General features: G+C 67.2%; 16 protein-coding genes. 5 read left to right on the forward strand and 11 right to left on the reverse strand.

Annotated elements, in window-relative coordinates:
- The first annotated feature begins 5 nt into the window (after window positions 1-5).
- Window positions 6-1,544: a cryptochrome/photolyase family protein gene (locus PFY01_RS02675; RefSeq protein ID WP_271042312.1), complete on the forward strand. Its 1,539-nt coding sequence runs from the start codon at window positions 6-8 to the stop codon at window positions 1,542-1,544.
- 67 nt (window positions 1,545-1,611) lie between these two features.
- The gene (locus tag PFY01_RS02680; protein WP_271042313.1) at window positions 1,612-2,367 is read left to right on the forward strand and encodes a M48 family metallopeptidase; all 756 of its coding nucleotides are present in this window, start codon (window positions 1,612-1,614) and stop codon (window positions 2,365-2,367) included.
- Here PFY01_RS02680 and PFY01_RS02685 read toward each other — a convergent pair whose 3' ends face one another.
- Genes PFY01_RS02685 through ccmA form a run of 6 tightly spaced genes read right to left on the reverse strand, consistent with a single transcriptional unit; the run spans window position 2,368 to window position 5,546 of the window.
- Complete coding sequence (locus PFY01_RS02685; RefSeq protein ID WP_271042314.1) at window positions 2,368-2,631, reverse strand: hypothetical protein; 264 nt, start codon at window positions 2,629-2,631, stop codon at window positions 2,368-2,370.
- A 45-nt stretch (window positions 2,632-2,676) separates the two neighbouring features.
- Window positions 2,677-3,237 (reverse strand): DsbE family thiol:disulfide interchange protein, encoded by a 561-nt coding sequence (locus tag PFY01_RS02690; RefSeq protein ID WP_271042315.1) that lies wholly within the window; start codon window positions 3,235-3,237, stop codon window positions 2,677-2,679.
- Window positions 3,234-3,452, reverse strand: coding sequence for a heme exporter protein CcmD (gene ccmD / locus PFY01_RS02695; RefSeq protein ID WP_271042316.1), 219 nt, complete (start codon window positions 3,450-3,452; stop codon window positions 3,234-3,236). The genes PFY01_RS02690 and ccmD overlap by 4 nt, the downstream gene beginning before the upstream one ends.
- A gap of 4 nt (window positions 3,453-3,456) precedes the next feature.
- On the reverse strand, window positions 3,457-4,176 hold the full coding sequence (locus PFY01_RS02700; RefSeq protein ID WP_066553183.1) for a heme ABC transporter permease: 720 nt from the start codon (window positions 4,174-4,176) through the stop codon (window positions 3,457-3,459).
- Between the two features lie 39 nt (window positions 4,177-4,215).
- A complete protein-coding gene (gene ccmB, locus PFY01_RS02705; RefSeq protein WP_137720592.1) occupies window positions 4,216-4,926 on the reverse strand; it encodes a heme exporter protein CcmB in 711 nt (236 codons plus the stop codon).
- Complete coding sequence (gene ccmA, locus PFY01_RS02710) at window positions 4,923-5,546, reverse strand: heme ABC exporter ATP-binding protein CcmA (RefSeq protein ID WP_271042317.1); 624 nt, start codon at window positions 5,544-5,546, stop codon at window positions 4,923-4,925. Before ccmA ends, ccmB begins: the two co-directional genes overlap by 4 nt.
- A 208-nt stretch (window positions 5,547-5,754) precedes the next feature.
- On the opposite strand from ccmA, the gene acnA reads away from it, so the two are divergent.
- On the forward strand, window positions 5,755-8,481 hold the full coding sequence (gene acnA / locus PFY01_RS02715) for an aconitate hydratase AcnA (protein WP_091751475.1): 2,727 nt from the start codon (window positions 5,755-5,757) through the stop codon (window positions 8,479-8,481).
- 77 nt (window positions 8,482-8,558) lie between these two features.
- On the opposite strand, the gene PFY01_RS02720 is transcribed toward acnA, so the two are convergent.
- The 3 genes from PFY01_RS02720 to PFY01_RS02730 form a co-directional block, all read right to left on the reverse strand.
- On the reverse strand, window positions 8,559-9,932 hold the full coding sequence (locus PFY01_RS02720) for an NAD-dependent succinate-semialdehyde dehydrogenase (protein ID WP_271042318.1): 1,374 nt from the start codon (window positions 9,930-9,932) through the stop codon (window positions 8,559-8,561).
- Between the two features lie 93 nt (window positions 9,933-10,025).
- Window positions 10,026-10,277 (reverse strand): hypothetical protein, encoded by a 252-nt coding sequence (locus PFY01_RS02725; protein ID WP_271042319.1) that lies wholly within the window; start codon window positions 10,275-10,277, stop codon window positions 10,026-10,028.
- 72 nt (window positions 10,278-10,349) lie between these two features.
- A complete protein-coding gene (locus tag PFY01_RS02730; RefSeq protein WP_271042320.1) occupies window positions 10,350-11,249 on the reverse strand; it encodes a hydrogen peroxide-inducible genes activator in 900 nt (299 codons plus the stop codon).
- A 146-nt stretch (window positions 11,250-11,395) separates the two neighbouring features.
- Here PFY01_RS02730 and katG point away from each other — a divergent pair, with 146 nt between their 5' ends.
- On the forward strand, window positions 11,396-13,666 hold the full coding sequence (gene katG, locus PFY01_RS02735; protein ID WP_271042321.1) for a catalase/peroxidase HPI: 2,271 nt from the start codon (window positions 11,396-11,398) through the stop codon (window positions 13,664-13,666).
- Window positions 13,667-13,734: 68 nt separating this feature from the next.
- Here the strand turns inward: katG and PFY01_RS02740 are convergent, their stop codons facing one another.
- Both PFY01_RS02740 and PFY01_RS02745 read right to left on the reverse strand, forming a co-directional pair.
- Window positions 13,735-14,508: a glutaminyl-peptide cyclotransferase gene (locus PFY01_RS02740; RefSeq protein WP_271042322.1), complete on the reverse strand. Its 774-nt coding sequence runs from the start codon at window positions 14,506-14,508 to the stop codon at window positions 13,735-13,737.
- A gap of 5 nt (window positions 14,509-14,513) precedes the next feature.
- On the reverse strand, window positions 14,514-15,341 hold the full coding sequence (locus PFY01_RS02745; protein WP_271042323.1) for a TerC family protein: 828 nt from the start codon (window positions 15,339-15,341) through the stop codon (window positions 14,514-14,516).
- A 945-nt stretch (window positions 15,342-16,286) separates the two neighbouring features.
- On the opposite strand from PFY01_RS02745, the gene PFY01_RS02750 reads away from it, so the two are divergent.
- Complete coding sequence (locus PFY01_RS02750) at window positions 16,287-16,841, forward strand: F0F1 ATP synthase subunit delta (RefSeq protein WP_091751459.1); 555 nt, start codon at window positions 16,287-16,289, stop codon at window positions 16,839-16,841.
- Window positions 16,842-16,883 lie beyond the last annotated feature (42 nt).

Below are 16,883 nucleotides of genomic sequence, written 5' to 3' on the forward strand. Positions count from 1 at the left end.
AACGCATGTCCGTGCTTAGGCTGGTGCTGGGCGATCAGCTGTCGGACGACCTGTCGGCGCTGAAAGATCTGAACCCAGACGTCGACACGGTTCTGATGGCCGAGGTTCGCGACGAGGCGACCTATGTCCGGCATCACAAGCAGAAGCTGGCCCTAGTCTTCGCCGCCATGCGCAATCACGCCGAGCGGCTGAAGGGGCGGGGCGTCAATGTGCGCTATGTGCGGATCGACGATGCGGACAACAGCGGCTCGATCACCGGGGAACTGGCCCGGGCGCTGGACAAGGGCGCCCATGAGGCGGTGGTGATGACTGAATGCGGCGAATGGCGGCTGGCCGAGCACCTGGCCGCCTTTGCGGAAGGGGCGGAGCTGCCGGTCGAGATTCGCGAGGATCGCCGCTTCATCAGCAGCCACGACCGTTTTCGTCGCTGGGCCTCGGGCAAGTCGCAGCTGCGCATGGAGTTCTTCTATCGCGAGATGCGCCGCGCGACGGGCATACTGATGGACGGCGATCAGCCGGAGGGCGGGCGCTGGAACTATGACGCCGAGAACCGCAAGAAGCTGGCCAAGGGCGTGACGCCGCCCGATCGCCTGCGCATTCCGGCCAACCCCGTAGCGCGCGAGGCGATGGCGGATGTGGAGCGGCTGTTCGGCGACCATTTCGGATCGCTGGACGGGTTCGGCTGGGCCACGACGGCGGAGGAGGCGGAAGCTTCGCTGAAGCACTTCCTGAAGCATGTGCTGCCCTCATTCGGGGACTGGCAGGATGCGATGGCGGAGGGTCAGCCGTGGATGTGGCACGGGCTTATCTCGACTTCGATCAACCTGGGCCTGCTGGACCCGCTGGATGTCTGCAAACGCGCCGAGGCGGTCTATCGGGCAGGCAAGGCGCCGCTGAATGCGGTCGAAGGCTTCATCCGGCAAATCCTGGGATGGCGCGAGTTCGTGCGCGGAATCTACTGGCTGAAGGCGCCGGAGTATCGGGCGCGCAACTTCCTGGAAGCGGACCGCAAGCTGCCCTGGTTCTACTGGTCCGGTGAGACCGACATGGCTTGTGTCGCCGATGTCGTGAAGACCACGCGCGACAACGCCTACGCCCACCACATCCAGCGGCTGATGGTGACGGGCAATCTGGCCTTGCTGCTGGGCGTGCATCCTGACCAGGTCGATGACTGGTACATGTGCGTCTATGCCGACGCCTATGAATGGGTCGAGATGCCCAATACGCGCGGCATGGCCCTGTTCGCCGATGGCGGCATCGTGGGGTCCAAGCCGTATGCGGCCTCGGGGGCCTATATCGACAGGATGAGCGACTACTGCGGGGCGTGTCGGTATGACGTGAAGAGCAAGAGCGGCGACGCGGCCTGTCCGTTCAACCGGCTGTACTGGGGCTTTCTGGAGCGCAATCGCGGCCGGCTGCGGGACAATGTGCGGCTGGCCATGCCCTACCGCACGCTGGAGAAGTTCGGGGAGGCCAAGCGCAAGGCCCTGGCGGCCGAGGCGGAGGCGTGCCGAACGCTGCTGGGCGCGACGCCGATCGATTGACCGTGGAACCACAGGCGCAGCGCGACCATTTGCCTTGCTGTTTCGTCCTGCTCGAAGAGGCCGCCCCGTGATCCTGCCCCGCCGTTCCGCCCTTGTCCTGGCCGCCGCCGTCGCGGCCTCGGCCCTGTCCGCCTGCGCCTACAACGAAGCCTTGGGCCGCAATCAGTTGCTGTTGGTGGACAACGCCGCCCTGTCGCAGCAGTCGACGGCGGCCTGGCGCGAGGCTATCGCCAAGCCAGGCGTGATGACGACCGGCGGCCAGGTCGACCGGATTCGGCGCGTCGGCGACCGTCTGGTCCAGGCGGCGGGGCTGGGCGGTCGGACCTGGGACTATGCGGTGTTCACGGAGGCCAGCCCCAACGCCTTCGTCCTGCCGTCCGGCCAGATCGGCGTGACAACCAGCCTTTTGGCCCTGGTCCAGAGTGACGACCAACTGGCCAGCGTGATCGGTCACGAAATCGGGCACGTCGTCGCTAACCATGCGGCCGAGCGCGCCTCGAACCAGACGGTGACCAGCGTCGGTCTGGCGGCTGTCGGCGGGGCGGCGGGTCGCTATGGCGATGCGGTCAACGCCTATGGCGGTTTGGCCGCCCAGTACGGGCTGCTGCTGCCCTATTCACGGCGCGACGAGCTGGAGGCCGACCGTCTGGGCGTGGACTATATGGCCGGCGCCGGGTTCAAGCCGTCGCAGGCGGTCGCGCTGTGGCGGCTGATGGCGGCGCAACGTCAGACCCAGACGCCGCAGTTCGCTTCGACCCACCCGTCGGATGCGACCCGGATCGAGGCGTTGCAGCAATATATCGCCAGCCGCGGCTGGAACTGATCAGACCCGGATGTCGAGGTAGGAGCCGGGGCGCATGATCCGCGGCTCCTCGCGCTGGGCCGGGGCGGGGGGCGCCTCCACCGGCCGGGCCGGGTTGGCGGTTCGGATCGTGGACATGACGGCGGCGGCCGGGACCGGCGGCTTGGGCGCCGCAGTCTGCTCCATTGCAGCGCGGAAGAAGGCCGCCTGGGCGCTGCGGGCGCTCGGCAGATCAAGGCCCTGGGCGGGCGTGTTCAGCGGCAGGCCGGGACGAATCGCGCTCATACCGACATGGTTAACGGAAACCCTCGAAAAAGGGTTAACGCGGCCTCACCGCTTGGTCGGTGCGGGACGAGGCGGGGCCTGCATGGAGGCGACCAGTCGGTCGATGTCGGCGTCGTCTAGCAGGGGGCCGGACTGTTTGGCGGTGATGCGCCCCATGGCGTCGACGGCGAAGGTCTCGGGCACGCCGGAGATGCCGAGGTCGAGGCCCGCGCGACCCTCGCGGTCCGCCAGCACCATCGAATAGGGATCGCCCAGTTCGTCGAGGAAGGCGCGAGTGGCGACCGGCTCGTCCTTGTAGGCGATGCCGACCACGGCGACGCCGCGCGCCTTCAGCGCCAGCAGCTTGGGGTGTTCGATCCGGCACGGCGCGCACCAGGAGGCGAACACATTGACCAGCATGGGCCGGCCGACGCCGGCGGTCTTCAGGTCCAGATTGCCCGGTCCCGCCTGGTCGCCCGACAGCAGGGGCAGGACCGTCTCGGGGATGGTCTGACCGACCAGGGCGTCGGGCTTGAAAGCCGGATCGCGCTTCAGCGACCACCCGACGAACAGGGCCGCCAGCGCCGCGAGGACCGCCAGCGGGATCAGGGCCAGCCAGCGGTTCATTTCTCTTGTCCTAACGCGCTTCGCGCTGCTTGAGGACGTTTGGAATCCGCCCCTTCTGACGAGGGCGTTTGCTCTGGCTCCAGTCGCGCCAGTTCGCGCTTCCATTTGCGGGAGGCGACGACGGCGCGGACGGTCAGGGCGGTCAGCACTAAGGCGCTGACGCCCCAGGCGGGCCAGACGAAGGCGGCGTAGGGGGTCATGTCGAGGTCGAGCATGGCGTCAGGCCTCCTGAGCCAACCGAGCGCGCAGGGTCATGACACGGCGGCGGCGGATCTCGGTGCGGATGGCTGTCAGCCACAGGGCCGCAAACAGCATCCCGTAGGCCGCCAGCATGGTCAGGAAGGGCGGCAGATAGACGGGGTCCAGCCCCGAGGAGCCAGGTGTAAGGAAGCTGGCGGGCTGATGCAGGGTGTTCCACCAATCGACCGAGAATTTCACGATCGGCAGATTGATGAGGCCGACCAAACCCAGGACGGCGGCGGCGCGCCCGGCCTTTTGCTCGTCGTCGATCGAGGCTCTCAGCGCCATATAGCCGAGATAGAACAGAAACAGCACCAGCACGCTGGTCAGGCGCGCGTCCCACACCCACCAGGTCCCCCACATCGGCTGGCCCCACAGCGAGCCGGTGAACAGGGCCAGGGCCGTGAAAGCGGCGCCCGGCAGGGCGGCGGCGCGGGCGGCGGCGTCGGCCAGGGCGTGACGGAAGATCAGCGCAAAGAAGCTGGACACACCCAGCGCGGCATAGGCGCCCAGGCCTAGGGTGGCGGCAGGCACGTGGACGAACATGATCCGCACCGTGTCGCCCTGCTGATAATCGGCCGGAACGGTGAAGCTGAGCCAGGCGCCGACGCCCAGCAGCACGGCGGCGAGCCCCCACAGAACGGGCGTCAACGGGCCGGTGAAGGCCATGAAACGCTGCGGATTGGACAGGCCGAACATCGGTTCAGCGCTTACGCGGCGAAGGGGCGGCGGGCAAGCTCACCCTTGCGCGTTGCGAACGGCGGCGGCCCCGGCGAAGGGCGCGACGACGGCGGCGAACAGCACGTAAGCGCACAGCAACGCCAACGCCGGGCCGACCGGCTGGCCTGATCCGGCGCGCTCCAGGGCGCCGGCGCCGAAGACGACGGGGGGAATAAAGAGCGGCAGGACGACGACGGCGATCAGCAGCCCGCCACGCTTTGCGCCCAGCGCAAGGGCGGCGCCGAGCGCCCCGGTGAAGGCGAAGCCTGCGCCGCCGATCAGGGCGGTCAGTGCGACCAGCGGCGTCAGCGAAGCGGGCAGGCCAAGCGCCAGGGCGGCGACGGGGGCGGTCAGGGCAAGCGGCAGACCGACGGCGATCCACTGCGCCAGGGCCTTGATCAAGACGACCTGCTCCAGCGCCAGATGGCCGAGGGCCAGCAGATCCAGCGCCCCGTCCTCCATGTCACGCTCGAACAGCCGCTCCAGCGACAGCAGGGAGGCCAGGGCGAGCGCCAACCACGCGACGCCGCCGGCGACGGGGCCGAGCGTGCGCGGATCGCCGCCGGCCGCCAGCGGCAGTATGGCGGTCAGACAGGCGAAGAAGCCGCACGCCAGCAAGGGGCCGCCGCCCCCGCCCCAGGCCAGATCCAGTTCGCGCTCCAGCAGCACGCGCGTCGCGCCGCGCAGGCCGGGCGGGCGCGGTTCCTGATCGACATCGCGGCGGCTCACTTCAGCGCCCCCAGATCGAGAGAGCGGGTCGGCAGCGGCAGGGGGTCGTGCACGGCGGCGACGATCAGGCCGTCGGCGTCCAGATGTCGCTGCATCTGTTCAGCGAAGGCTTCGCGCCAGCGGGCGTCCAGCGGCGCCATCGGTTCGTCCAGCAGCCACAAGGCGCGCGGCGATCCGACCAGCCGGCCCATGGCCAGGCGACGGCGCTGGCCGGCCGAAAGCCGCCGGACCTCCAGGTCCAGCAGAGGTTTCAGACCGAAAGCCTCGACGGCGTGGTCGACGCCGTACTGGGTGTGGCCCAACCAGTCGCACTGAAACCCCAGCTCTTCGCGCGCCGTGCGGCCGCCTTTCAGCCCGTCCAGATGACCGAGAAAATGGGTTTCGCGTCCACGCGCTTGGCGCTCGTCCAGCATATTGCCGTCGCCGTCCTGGAAGGCGACCGTGCCTGCGTCGGGGCGCAGCAGGCCGGCGATCGCGCGCAGCAGGCTGGTCTTGCCCGCCCCGTTTGCACCCGTCAGGGCCAGCACCTCGCCGGCGCGCAAGGTCAGGTCGAGACCGTCGAACAGTCGGCGCTCGCCGCGCGAGACGGTCAGGCCGGAGAGGGCGAGGGTGTGGATCATCGCGTTTCACCCGCCGCGCCAAATCTGCGAACCCTTCTCAATGTCCACGTCAGGGGTGTGGACACATGGACGGTGCGGCGTGGCGGGGCTATAGGCACGGTCGCCGCAGCAGGCTTTCGCCGCGCGCGCAGGGGCCCTGTGAGCCGCTGCGTCTGCCGCGCGAAGGCGCAACCGGATTGTCGGGCGGCGCTGACCAGAGGAACTCTCCATGCCGTCGATCGACAGCTTCAAGACCCGCCAGGACCTTTCCGTCGGGCGTAAGAAATACGCCTATTACAGCCTTCCCGCCGCCGAGGAAGCCGGTCTGACCGGGATTTCCCGCCTGCCGCGCTCGATGAAGGTGCTGCTGGAGAACCTGCTGCGCAACGAGGACGGCGTTTCCGTCACCGAGGACGACCTGAAGGCCGTCGCCGCCTGGGTCGAGAACAAGGGCTCGGTCGAGCACGAGATCGCCTTCCGTCCGGCCCGCGTGTTGATGCAGGACTTCACCGGCGTGCCCGCCGTGGTCGATCTGGCCGCCATGCGCGACGCCATGAGCGCCCTGGGCGCCGACGCCGCCAAGATCAACCCGCTGGTGCCGGTCGATCTGGTCATCGACCACTCGGTCATGGTCGACAACTTCGGCACGTCCAAGGCCTTCGGCCAGAACGTGGAGCGCGAGTATGAGCGCAACATCGAGCGCTACAACTTCCTGCGCTGGGGTTCGTCGGCCTTCAACAACTTCCGCGTCGTGCCGCCCGGCACCGGCATCTGCCACCAGGTGAATCTGGAGAACCTGGCCCAGACCGTCTGGACCCTGGACGAAGGCAAGAAGACCGTCGCCTATCCCGACACCGTCGTCGGCACCGACAGCCACACCACCATGATCAACGGCCTGGCCGTCCTGGGCTGGGGCGTGGGCGGCATCGAGGCCGAGGCGGCCATGTTGGGCCAGCCGATTCCGATGCTGATCCCCGAGGTCATCGGCTTCAAGCTGACGGGCACGATGCCCGAAGGCACGACGGCGACCGACCTGGTGCTGACCGTCACCCAGATGCTGCGCAAGAAGGGCGTGGTCGGCAAGTTCGTCGAATTCTTCGGCGACGCCCTGCCGAACATGACCATCGAGGACCAGGCGACCATCGCCAACATGGCGCCGGAATACGGCGCCACCTGCGGCTTCTTCCCCGTCTCGGCCGCGACCATCGGCTATCTGACCGCCACGGGCCGCGACAAGGCGCGCGTCGCCCTGGTCGAAGCCTACGCCAAGGCGCAAGGCCTGTGGATCGACGAGAATTCGGAAGATCCGGTCTTCACCGACGTGCTGGAACTGGACATCTCGACCGTCGTGCCGTCGCTGGCGGGCCCGAAGCGTCCGCAGGACCGCGTCGAACTGACCACCGCCGCCCCGGCCTTCGAAACCGCCCTGACCGACGTCTTCGCCCGCCCGGCCGACGCCCCGCGCGCCGAGGTCGAGGGTGAGAAGTTCACCGTCGGCGACGGCGACGTGGTCATCGCGGCCATTACCTCCTGCACCAACACCTCCAACCCGTCGGTCCTGATCGCCGCCGGTCTGGTGGCGCGCAAGGCCAATGCGCTGGGCCTGAAGGCCAAGCCCTGGGTCAAGACGTCCTTGGCCCCCGGATCGCAGGTCGTGACCGACTATCTGACCGACGCCGGCCTGCAAAAGGACCTGGATGCCCTGGGCTTCAACCTGGTCGGCTACGGCTGCACTACCTGCATCGGCAACTCGGGTCCGCTGGATCCGGCCATCTCCAAGGCGATCAACGACAACGCCCTGGTCGCGACCTCGGTCCTGTCGGGCAACCGCAACTTCGAAGGTCGCGTGAACCCCGACGTCCAGGCCAACTATCTGGCCTCGCCGCCGCTGGTCGTGGCCTACGCCATCGCCGGCTCGATGCGGATCGACATCACCAAGGACCCGATCGGTCAGGACAAGAAGGGCAACGACGTCTTCCTGAAGGACGTCTGGCCGACCACGCAGGAAATCGCCGACATCCAGCGCAAGTCCGTCACCCCGGCCATGTTCGCCAAGCGCTACAAGGACGTGTTCAAGGGCGACAAGCACTGGCAGGCCATCAAGGTCACCGGCGGTCAGACCTATGAGTGGGACGACAGCTCGACCTACGTCGCCAACCCGCCCTATTTCGACGGTCTGTCGATGGACCTGACCCCGGTTCAGGACGTGGTCGAGGCCCGCGTTCTGGCCATCTTCGGCGACTCGATCACCACCGACCACATCAGCCCGGCCGGTTCGATCAAGAAGACCTCGCCCGCCGGCGTCTATCTGACCAACCACGGCGTCGAGGCGGCCGAGTTCAACAGCTACGGCGCCCGTCGCGGCAACCACGAAGTCATGATGCGCGGCACCTTCGCCAACATCCGCATCAAGAACCGCATCACGCCCGAGATCGAAGGCGGCGTGACCAAGCACTTCCCGTCGGGCGACACCATGTCGATCTACGACGCGGCCATGCGGTATCAGTCGGAAGGTCGCCCGCTGGTCGTCTTCGCCGGCAAGGAATACGGCACCGGCTCGTCGCGCGACTGGGCGGCGAAGGGCACGCGTCTGCTGGGCGTCCGCGCCGTCATCGCCGAAAGCTTCGAGCGCATCCACCGTTCGAATCTGGTCGGGATGGGCGTCGTGCCGCTGCAGTTCAAGCAGGACGGCTGGCTGAAGCTGGGCCTGACGGGCGAAGAGATCGTCACGATCCGCGGCCTGTCGGACGCCAACATCGGCAAGCTGAAGCCGCGTCAGGACCTGTGGGTCGAGCTGTTCCGCCCGTCGGACGGCAAGATGGCCCGCTTCCCGGTCCGCTGCCGGATCGATAACCAGACCGAGCTGGACTATCTGCTGGCCGGCGGCGTCATGCCCTATGTGCTGCGCAACCTGGCGCGCGGCCCGGAAACCGAAGCGCCGATCGCCGCCGAATAGGTCGCGGTTCGTCCAGACAAGAAAGAGGGCCGGCGGAGCGATCCGCCGGCCCTTTTCCGTTTGCCGAAAGGCGGTGGTCAGTCGGCGCTGACGACCACCAGCTTGCGGTTCACGAACTCCTTGATGCCCACATCGCCCAGCTCGCGGCCGAAGCCCGAGCGTTTGACGCCGCCGAACGGCAGTTCGGGCATGGAGGTCGTGGTGGTGTTGATGAAGACCATGCCGGTCTCGATGCGAGAGGCCAGTTTGCGGGCGCGGTCGGTGTCGCCCGAGAAGATCGAGCCGCCCAGGCCGAAGTGGGAATCGTTGGCCAGGGCCACGACCGCGTCGTCGTCCTCGACCACGAAGACCTGGGCTACGGGGCCGAAGAACTCCTGATAGAAGGCCGGGTTGTCGCGCGCGACGTCCGTCAGGACGGTCGGCTCGTAGAAGAAGCCGGTGCGATCGGCGGGCTTGCCGCCGGTCACCGCCTTGGCGCCGTGCTGGATCGCCTCGTCCACCTGTTTGGTCAGGGTCTTCAGCGCATCCTCGGACGACAGCGGGCCCAGGTCGGTGGCCTCGTCCAGCGGGTCGCCCATGACGGCCTTCTTCATGCCTTCGACGAAGCCGGTGATGAAGGCGTCGGAAACCGACTTCTGGACGATGAAGCGTTTGGAGCCGGTGCAGACCTGGCCGGCGTTGGACAGGCGGCCTTCGACCCCGGCCGCCACCGCCTTTTCGATGTCGGCGTCGTCCAGCACCACGAAGACGTCGCTGCCGCCCAGTTCCAGCGTGGACTTCTTCAGCATTTCCGAGGCGCGGGCCGAGACCTTGGCGCCGGCGCCCTCCGATCCGGTCAGGGCCACGCCCTGGATGCGGTCGTCGCCGATCAGTTCGGCGACCTTGTCCGAGGAGATGTAGAGGTTGGCGACGAAGCCCTCGGGCGCGCCGGCCTCGCGCACCAGTTCGGCGAACCGGGCGGCGGAGCGCGGCACGATGCCCGCGTGCTTGTAAAGCACGGGATTGCCGACCGCGATGGCGGGAGCGACGACGCGGATCAGTTGGTAGATCGGGAAGTTCCACGGCTCGACCGCCAGCAGCACGCCGATCGGGTGAAACTCGACCCAGGCTTCGCCCAGTTCGCTGTCGATCTTTTCGGGCTTGAGGAAATCGGCGGCCTTCTCGGCATAGTAGGCGGCGATGCCGGCGCACAGATCAATCTCGCCCTGCCCCTGAGCCAGGGGCTTGCCCATCTCCTCGGCCATGGTGCGGGCCAAGTCGTCGCGGTTTTCGATCAGCAGGCCCGACAGGGATTTCAGCACGGCGAGGCGCGGCTGGATGTCGCCCTTGGACCAATCCGAATGGAACAGGCCGTCGGCCTTGGCCAGGGCGGCCTCGACGGCGTCGTCGGTGTGTTCCGGATAGTCCTCGACCAGTTGTTCGGTGAAGGGATTGAGGGTGCGATAGGCCATGGGGCGTCCTGAAGTTTCGGTCGGACGCCCGGGGCGGCGCCGATCCGTTGTCAGGAAAGCAAACGCGACCTGTCGGGGCGGGTTGCTTGGTCGTCAGTCCGGATCGCTGAACGGCGGCGGCAGTTGGCCGGACTTGAAGAGGATGGTGGGCTCTTCGTCGTATTCGCCCATTTCGGTGTCGGCCGAGACGGCGAAGGCGACGACGCCCAGACGCAACGGCGCCAGCCGTTCGGCCTTGCGACGCGCCTCTTCGGCGTCTTTGCAGCCGACCTGGGGTTCTGCGCGCAGGGCCTTGCCCCGGCCCTGGACGTAGGCCTGGACGATATAGACGGTTTCGGTTGCCATCCGTTTCCAAGCCGCCTGTTCGGCGCTCAGGTCAATCGATCAATCGAGCCTCAGTCCGTTTTCGCTCCAGCTTCACTCTAGCTTCAGGGCCTCGGCCAGCAGCCGGGCCTCGGCGGCGCGGCTGGAGCCGGCGCGCCAGGCGACGACGATCTCGCGGTGGGGCGGGGCGCCGTCGGCCTGGTTTTCGAAGGCGCGAATGGCGACGGAGGGGTTGTCGGCCAGACCGGCCTGCACCGCCATCTTCGGCAGGAAGGAGACGCCGAGGCCCGAGCCGACCATCTGAACTAAGGTATGCAGGCTGGTGGCCGCAAAGACGTCGTCTCCGCGCGGGGCCTCGATGTCCAGCGCCGCCAGAGCGTGGTCGCGCAGGCAATGGCCGTCCTCCAGCAGGATCAGATCCTCGGCCCGCAGCGAGCCGGGACGGATGGGGCCGGGCGCGGCCAGGGCATGGTCGGCAGGGGCGGCGGCCATGATCTCGTCATCGCCAATGCGGGCGTGGGCGATGCCTGGCGCGTCATAGGGCAGGGCGATGACCGCCGCGTCGATCTGACCCGCCTTCAGCGCCGCGATCAGACGGGGTGTCAGATCCTCGCGGATGAACAGCTTCAGGCTGGGATAGGCGGTCTTCACCGACGGGAGCTTGGCGGGCAGCAGGAAGGGGGCGACAGTGGGGATGACGCCCAGGCGGAAACGGCCGGACAGCAGACGCCCGGCGTTTTTGGCCGCCTCGACCAGATCCTCGGTGCGGGCCAGGACGTCCTCGGCGCGGCGAACGGCCTCGGCTCCAACGGCGGTCATGATTACGGCGCCGCGCGCGCGTTCGACCACCGGCGCGCCCAGGATGCGCTCAAGCTCCTGCACCCCGGCGCTGAGGGCGGGCTGGCTGACATGAGCGGCCTCGGCGGCGCGCGAGAAGCTGCCGTGTTCGGCCAGGAGCTTGAGATACTGGAGCTGACGCAACGTGGGGAGCATGGAAGGGAAATAGGCCTGCCCTATGCTGACGCCAAGGATAATCGATTGGCTTTATCCGTTTGACCCGTGTCGTATGACCCCATCATCTACAGGGCGATGCAAAAATCGCTCGCCGTCGTGCGCCAGAGCAGCAGGGAGAAAACACCATGACCGACGAAGCCAAATGCCCCTTTTCCGGCCGGACGCCCCGGTCGGTCGCAGGCGGCGGCGTTCAGAACCGCGATTGGTGGCCCAATCAGCTGCGGGTCGATCTGCTGAACCAGCACTCGACCAAGTCCGACCCGCTGGGGGAGTCGTTCGACTACCGCGAGGCCTTTTCCAAGCTGGACTATGAGGCGCTGAAGGCGGATCTGCGCGCGCTGATGACGGACTCCAAGGATTGGTGGCCGGCCGACTTCGGCCATTACGGCCCGCAGTTCATCCGCATGGCCTGGCACAGCGCCGGCACCTATCGCGTCGGCGACGGTCGGGGCGGCGGCGGGCGGGGCCAGCAGCGGTTCGCGCCGCTGAACTCCTGGCCCGACAACGTCAATATCGACAAGTCGCGTCGCCTGCTGTGGCCCATCAAGCAGAAGTATGGCCAAGCCATCTCGTGGGCCGACCTGATGATCCTGACCGGAAACGTCGCGCTGGAGACCATGGGCTTCCGCACCTTCGGCTTCTCCGGCGGCCGCGCCGATACCTGGGAGCCGGATCAGGACGTCTATTGGGGTCGCGAAACGACCTGGCTGGGCGGCGACGAGCGCTATGCCCACGGCTCGGACGGTGTTGTGAAGCCGGGCGACGAGGCCGTGCTGGTCAGCGATGACAATGCGGACGGCGACAAGCATTCGCGCGATCTGGAGAACCCGCTGGCCGCCGTGCAGATGGGCCTGATCTACGTCAATCCGGAGGGGCCGGACGGCAATCCCGATCCGATCGCGGCGGCGCGCGACATCCGCGACACCTTCGCCCGGATGGCGATGGACGATGAAGAGACGGTGGCCCTGATCGCCGGCGGCCACACCTTCGGCAAGACGCACGGCGCGGGCCCTGCCGACCACGTCGGCGCAGAGCCGGAAGGCGACGGCCTGGAGGCGCAAGGCCTGGGCTGGACCTCCAGCTTCGGAACGGGACACGGCGCCGACGCCATCACCAGCGGCCTGGAAGTCACCTGGACCCAGACCCCGGCCCAATGGAGCAACTTCTATTTCGAAAACCTGTTCGGCTTCGAATGGGAGCTGGAGAGGTCCCCGGCGGGCGCGCATCAGTGGGTGGCCAAGGACGCGGGCGAGATCATCCCCGACGCCCACGACCCGGCCAAGAAGAAGCGGCCGACGATGCTGACGACCGACCTGTCGATGCGGTTTGACCCGGAATACGAGAAGATCTCGCGCCGGTTCCTGAACGATCCGGAGGCGTTCGCCGACGCCTTTGCGCGGGCCTGGTTCAAGCTGACGCACCGCGATCTGGGGCCGCGTTCGCGCTACGTCGGGCCGGAGGTCCCGAGCGAAGTCCTGCTGTGGCAGGATCCGGTGCCGGAGGTGGATCATCCGCTGATCGACGCGACGGACGCGGCGGCTCTGAAGGCCAAGGTGCTGGACTCGGGCCTGAGCGTCGCTGAGCTCGTGGGCACGGCCTGGGCCTCGGCCTCGACCTTCCGCGGCGGGGACAAGCGGGGCGGTGCCAACGGCGCCCGCATCCGTTTGGCGCCGCAGAAGGATTGGGCCGTCAACCAGCCCGAACAGCTGGACCGGGTGTTAAAGACGCTGGAGCGCATCCAGACCGAGTTCAATCAGGCGCAGACGGGTGGCAAGAAGGTCTCCCTGGCCGACCTGATCGTGCTGGCCGGCAATGCGGGCGTCGAGCAGGCGGCCAAGGCGGCGGGCCACGACGCTAGCGTGCCGTTCACGCCCGGCCGGACGGACGCCAGCCAGGCGGACACGGATGTCGAGTCCTTCGGCTATCTGGAACCGGTCGCCGACGGCTTCCGCAACTTCCAGAAGGCCCGCTATGCGGTGCCGGCCGAGTCGCTGCTGATCGATCAGGCGCAGCGGCTGACGCTGACGGCGCCGGAGATGACGGTGCTGATCGGCGGCCTGCGGGCGATCAACATCAATACGGGCGGCGCGACGCACGGCGTGCTGACTGAGCGGCCGGGCGCGCTGTCCAACGATGTCTTCGTCAACCTGCTGGACATGGACGTGAAGTGGGCGGCGACCTCCGACGCCAAGGACGTCTTCGAAGGCCGCGACCGCAAGACGGGCGAAGCCAAATGGACCGGCACGCGTGTCGATCTGGTGTTCGGCTCCAACGCCGTGCTGCGCGCGCTGGCCGAGGTCTATGCCGGGGCCGACGCCGAAGGGAAGTTCGTCTCGGACTTCGTGGCGGCCTGGACCAAGGTGATGGAGCTGGACCGGTTCGACCTGCACGGTTGAGCCGGGGCAGAGGCTGAAAAGAAGAGGGCCGGGCGCTGTCGCAGCGTCCGGCCTTTTCTTCGTGCGGATCAGCGCAGCTTGATCTCGAACAGCTGCGGCCAGCGTTTGCCGGTGACAAACAGGCGCTTGCCCGCCGCATCCCAGGCGATGCCGTTCAGGACGTCGTCGTTGGGGTCGAGGTTGGCGCCCTTGGGGACCAGGGCGGTCAGATCGATGAAGGCCTTGACCACGCCGGTTTCGGGATCGATGCGCGCGATGCGGTTGTCCTGCCAGATATTGGCGAAGACCTCGCCGTCGATCCATTCCAGTTCGTTGATCTGATCCAGCGGCCGGCCGTCGGCGGTGATGGAGACGCGGCCGGTCTCGGCCAGGGTTTCGGGGTCCAGAAAGCGCAGCTGGTCTGTGCCGTCGCTCATGATCAGCCGGCGCCCGTCGGTGGTCAGGGCCCAGCCCTCGCCCGGATAGGAGAAGCCGCCTAGAGGCGAGAAGTCGTCCAGCTTCCAGATGAAGCCGATGTGGTTGCGCCAGGTCAGGCTGTAGAGTTTGCCGTTCAGCGTGGTCATGCCCTCGCCGAAGTAGATGGTCGGCAGGTCGCGCTGACGCTCCACGCGGCCGGTCTCCAGATCAACCTTGCGGATGAAGGACGGATAAAGGCCCGTGCTCTCGTAGAGGCCGCCGTCGTGGAAGAAGAGGCCCTCGGTGAAGGCCCCTGTGTCGTGCGGATAGGCCCGCACGACCTCGTAGGACTGGACCGGCACTTCGGCCCTGACCGGCAAGGCGACGCCTGTCGTCAGCAGCAGACCGGCGACAAGGCCGGCGAGCCGGGACGACAGGCGCATCATGAGCCTCAGCCCCGCTCGGCGGCGGCTTCGGCCTCGGCCTTTTGCGCGCGGGCCTCGGCGGCGTTCGCCTCGCTGCGGGCCAGTTCGGCCTTTTCCTTCTTGGATGCGGATTTGCGACCCAGCATGTTCAACGCCTCAACACCGGCCGAGAAGGCCATGGCCGCATAGATGTAGCCCTTGGGCACATGATAGCCGAAGCCGTCGGCGATCAACACCATGCCGATCATCAGCAGGAAGCCGAGCGCCAGCATGACGACGCTGGGGTTCTTGTTGATGAAGTTGGCCAGAGGGTCGGCGGCCAGCAGCATGACGGTCACGGCGACCAGAACGGCGACGACCATGATCGGCAGGTGCTCGGTCATGCCGACGGCGGTCAGGATCGAATCGATCGAGAAGACGATGTCCAACAGGATGATCTGGAAGATAGCCGCGCCGGCGTTGGCGATGACCACGTCCTTCTTGTCCATGACATCGTGGCTGGGGGTGGGATCGACCGTGTGGTGGATTTCCTTGGTCGCCTTCCAGACCAGGAACAGACCACCCGCGATCAGGATCAGGTCCTTCCACGAGAATTCATTGTTCATGACGGTGAAGACCGGCTGCACCAGACCGACCAGCCAGGCGATGATCGACAGCAGGGCCAGACGCATGATCAGCGCCAAGCCGATACCGATGCGCCGCACCTTCTGCCGCTGATGCTCGGGCAGTTTGTTCGACAGAATTGAGATGAAGATCAGGTTGTCGATGCCGAGCACGACCTCCATCACGATGAGGGTCACCAATGCGGCCCAGGCGGCCGGATCGGAGAGCAAGGGGGTTATGCTGTCGAGCATGGGGTTTCCTGGTGGAGGATAAAGCTTGAGCGGAAAGCGCTAGGGCCGACGCAGGTTCCGATCAAGCGATGGGGTGCGGCGTCATGGTCGCACCCCCCTGTCTGTCGGGGAGGCGACTGGACACGCGACGGCGCCTTCGCGCAATCGCAGCGAAGTTGGTGGAGGGCTGGGCGGAGCGCCGGGCCTTCGCCCGGAGTTCTGTGATGTGAAGTACCGTTTCGACGAAGGGTATGACGCTCCGCGCGGAAAGTTGGCCTGCAAGCTCGGGGCGCCGAGCGGTGGCGGTCTTATCGCCTAACCCCATAAGCCTGCGACGGGTCGGCGGTCCCTGCGAGGACCGGCCCGAGTGCGATCGAGTATCCCCCTCGACCCTCCGACACCGCTCCATGAGTCGCTGTCGGCGCGAGCCGTTTCAGACCCGCTCCCGTTCCATCCGCTCTCGCCGCCGCAAGGTCGCAGGCCTTACGAGCCCTCCATGCGACGAGACGGGTGCATTATGGGGCCGTTTGACCCCGTGGACGGGAAAAGGCGCACATAAATCGGCAAGCGTTTGAAGTCGCAGGAAATGGACCAGCGGCATTGCGATGGCTAAGTATCGTCTCCTCCCCATCCGTGGGGAGGTGGCTCGAAGCGCAGCGAAGAGACGGAGGGGCTCCTTCGCATCCCCGGCGCCCGTGGGACTTGAAGAACCCCTCCACCGCTTCGCGGTCCCCCTCCCCACGCGTGGGGAGGAGACGAGATGCCTCGTCGGTCCCCTGCGGCATCGGTGCGCCTTCACGCAATGTTGCGAGCGGCGAAACCCCGTGCTATCAGGCGCCCGGCTTGAAGGGGGCGTATTTCCGGATACGGCCTCCGTCGTGCTTTCCGTAAGCATTTCAAGCTTTTGACCGTTGCGAGCCTCGCAGTCGGTTGCGACCCTGACACAACGACCTCGGACCCTAATCAGTGGCTGATGATTTCAGAACGACGGAAGTCGGCGATCGCTACGCACAGGCGCTGTTCGACCTGGCGCTGGAAACCGGCCGCCTGGACGCCGTCCGCGCCGACCTGAAGTCGCTGAAGGCGGCCTGGACCGAAAGCGCCGACCTGCGTCGCCTGGCCACCTCGCCCGTCATCGCCGCGCCGGACCAGGCCAAGGGTCTGGTGGCTATCGCCGCCAAGGCCAAGTTCGAGCAGACCACAACCAACTTCCTGGGTCTGCTAGGTCAGAACCATCGCGCCAAGGATCTGCCTGCCGTGATCGCCGGGTTCGAGGCGCGCTACGCAAAACACGCCGGCGTGGTCGCCGCCGAGGTCGTCTCGGCTCAGCCGCTGGACGCCAAACAGGTCGCCGCCATTACCGCCGCCCTGTCCAAGAGCCTGGGCAAGGCTCCGGAACTGACCGCGCGCGTCGATCCGTCGATCCTGGGCGGCCTGAAGGTCAAGGTCGGCTCGAAACTGTTCGACGCCTCGCTGAAGACCAAGCTCGACCAGATGAAGTTCGCCCTCAAGCGCGCCTAAACGCGCTCCCGCCACCAAGAATGCGCGCCTGAACGGCGCACC

The sequence above is a fragment of the Brevundimonas vesicularis genome, assembly GCF_027886425.1.
Taxonomy (GTDB): Bacteria; Pseudomonadota; Alphaproteobacteria; order Caulobacterales; family Caulobacteraceae; genus Brevundimonas; species Brevundimonas vesicularis_C.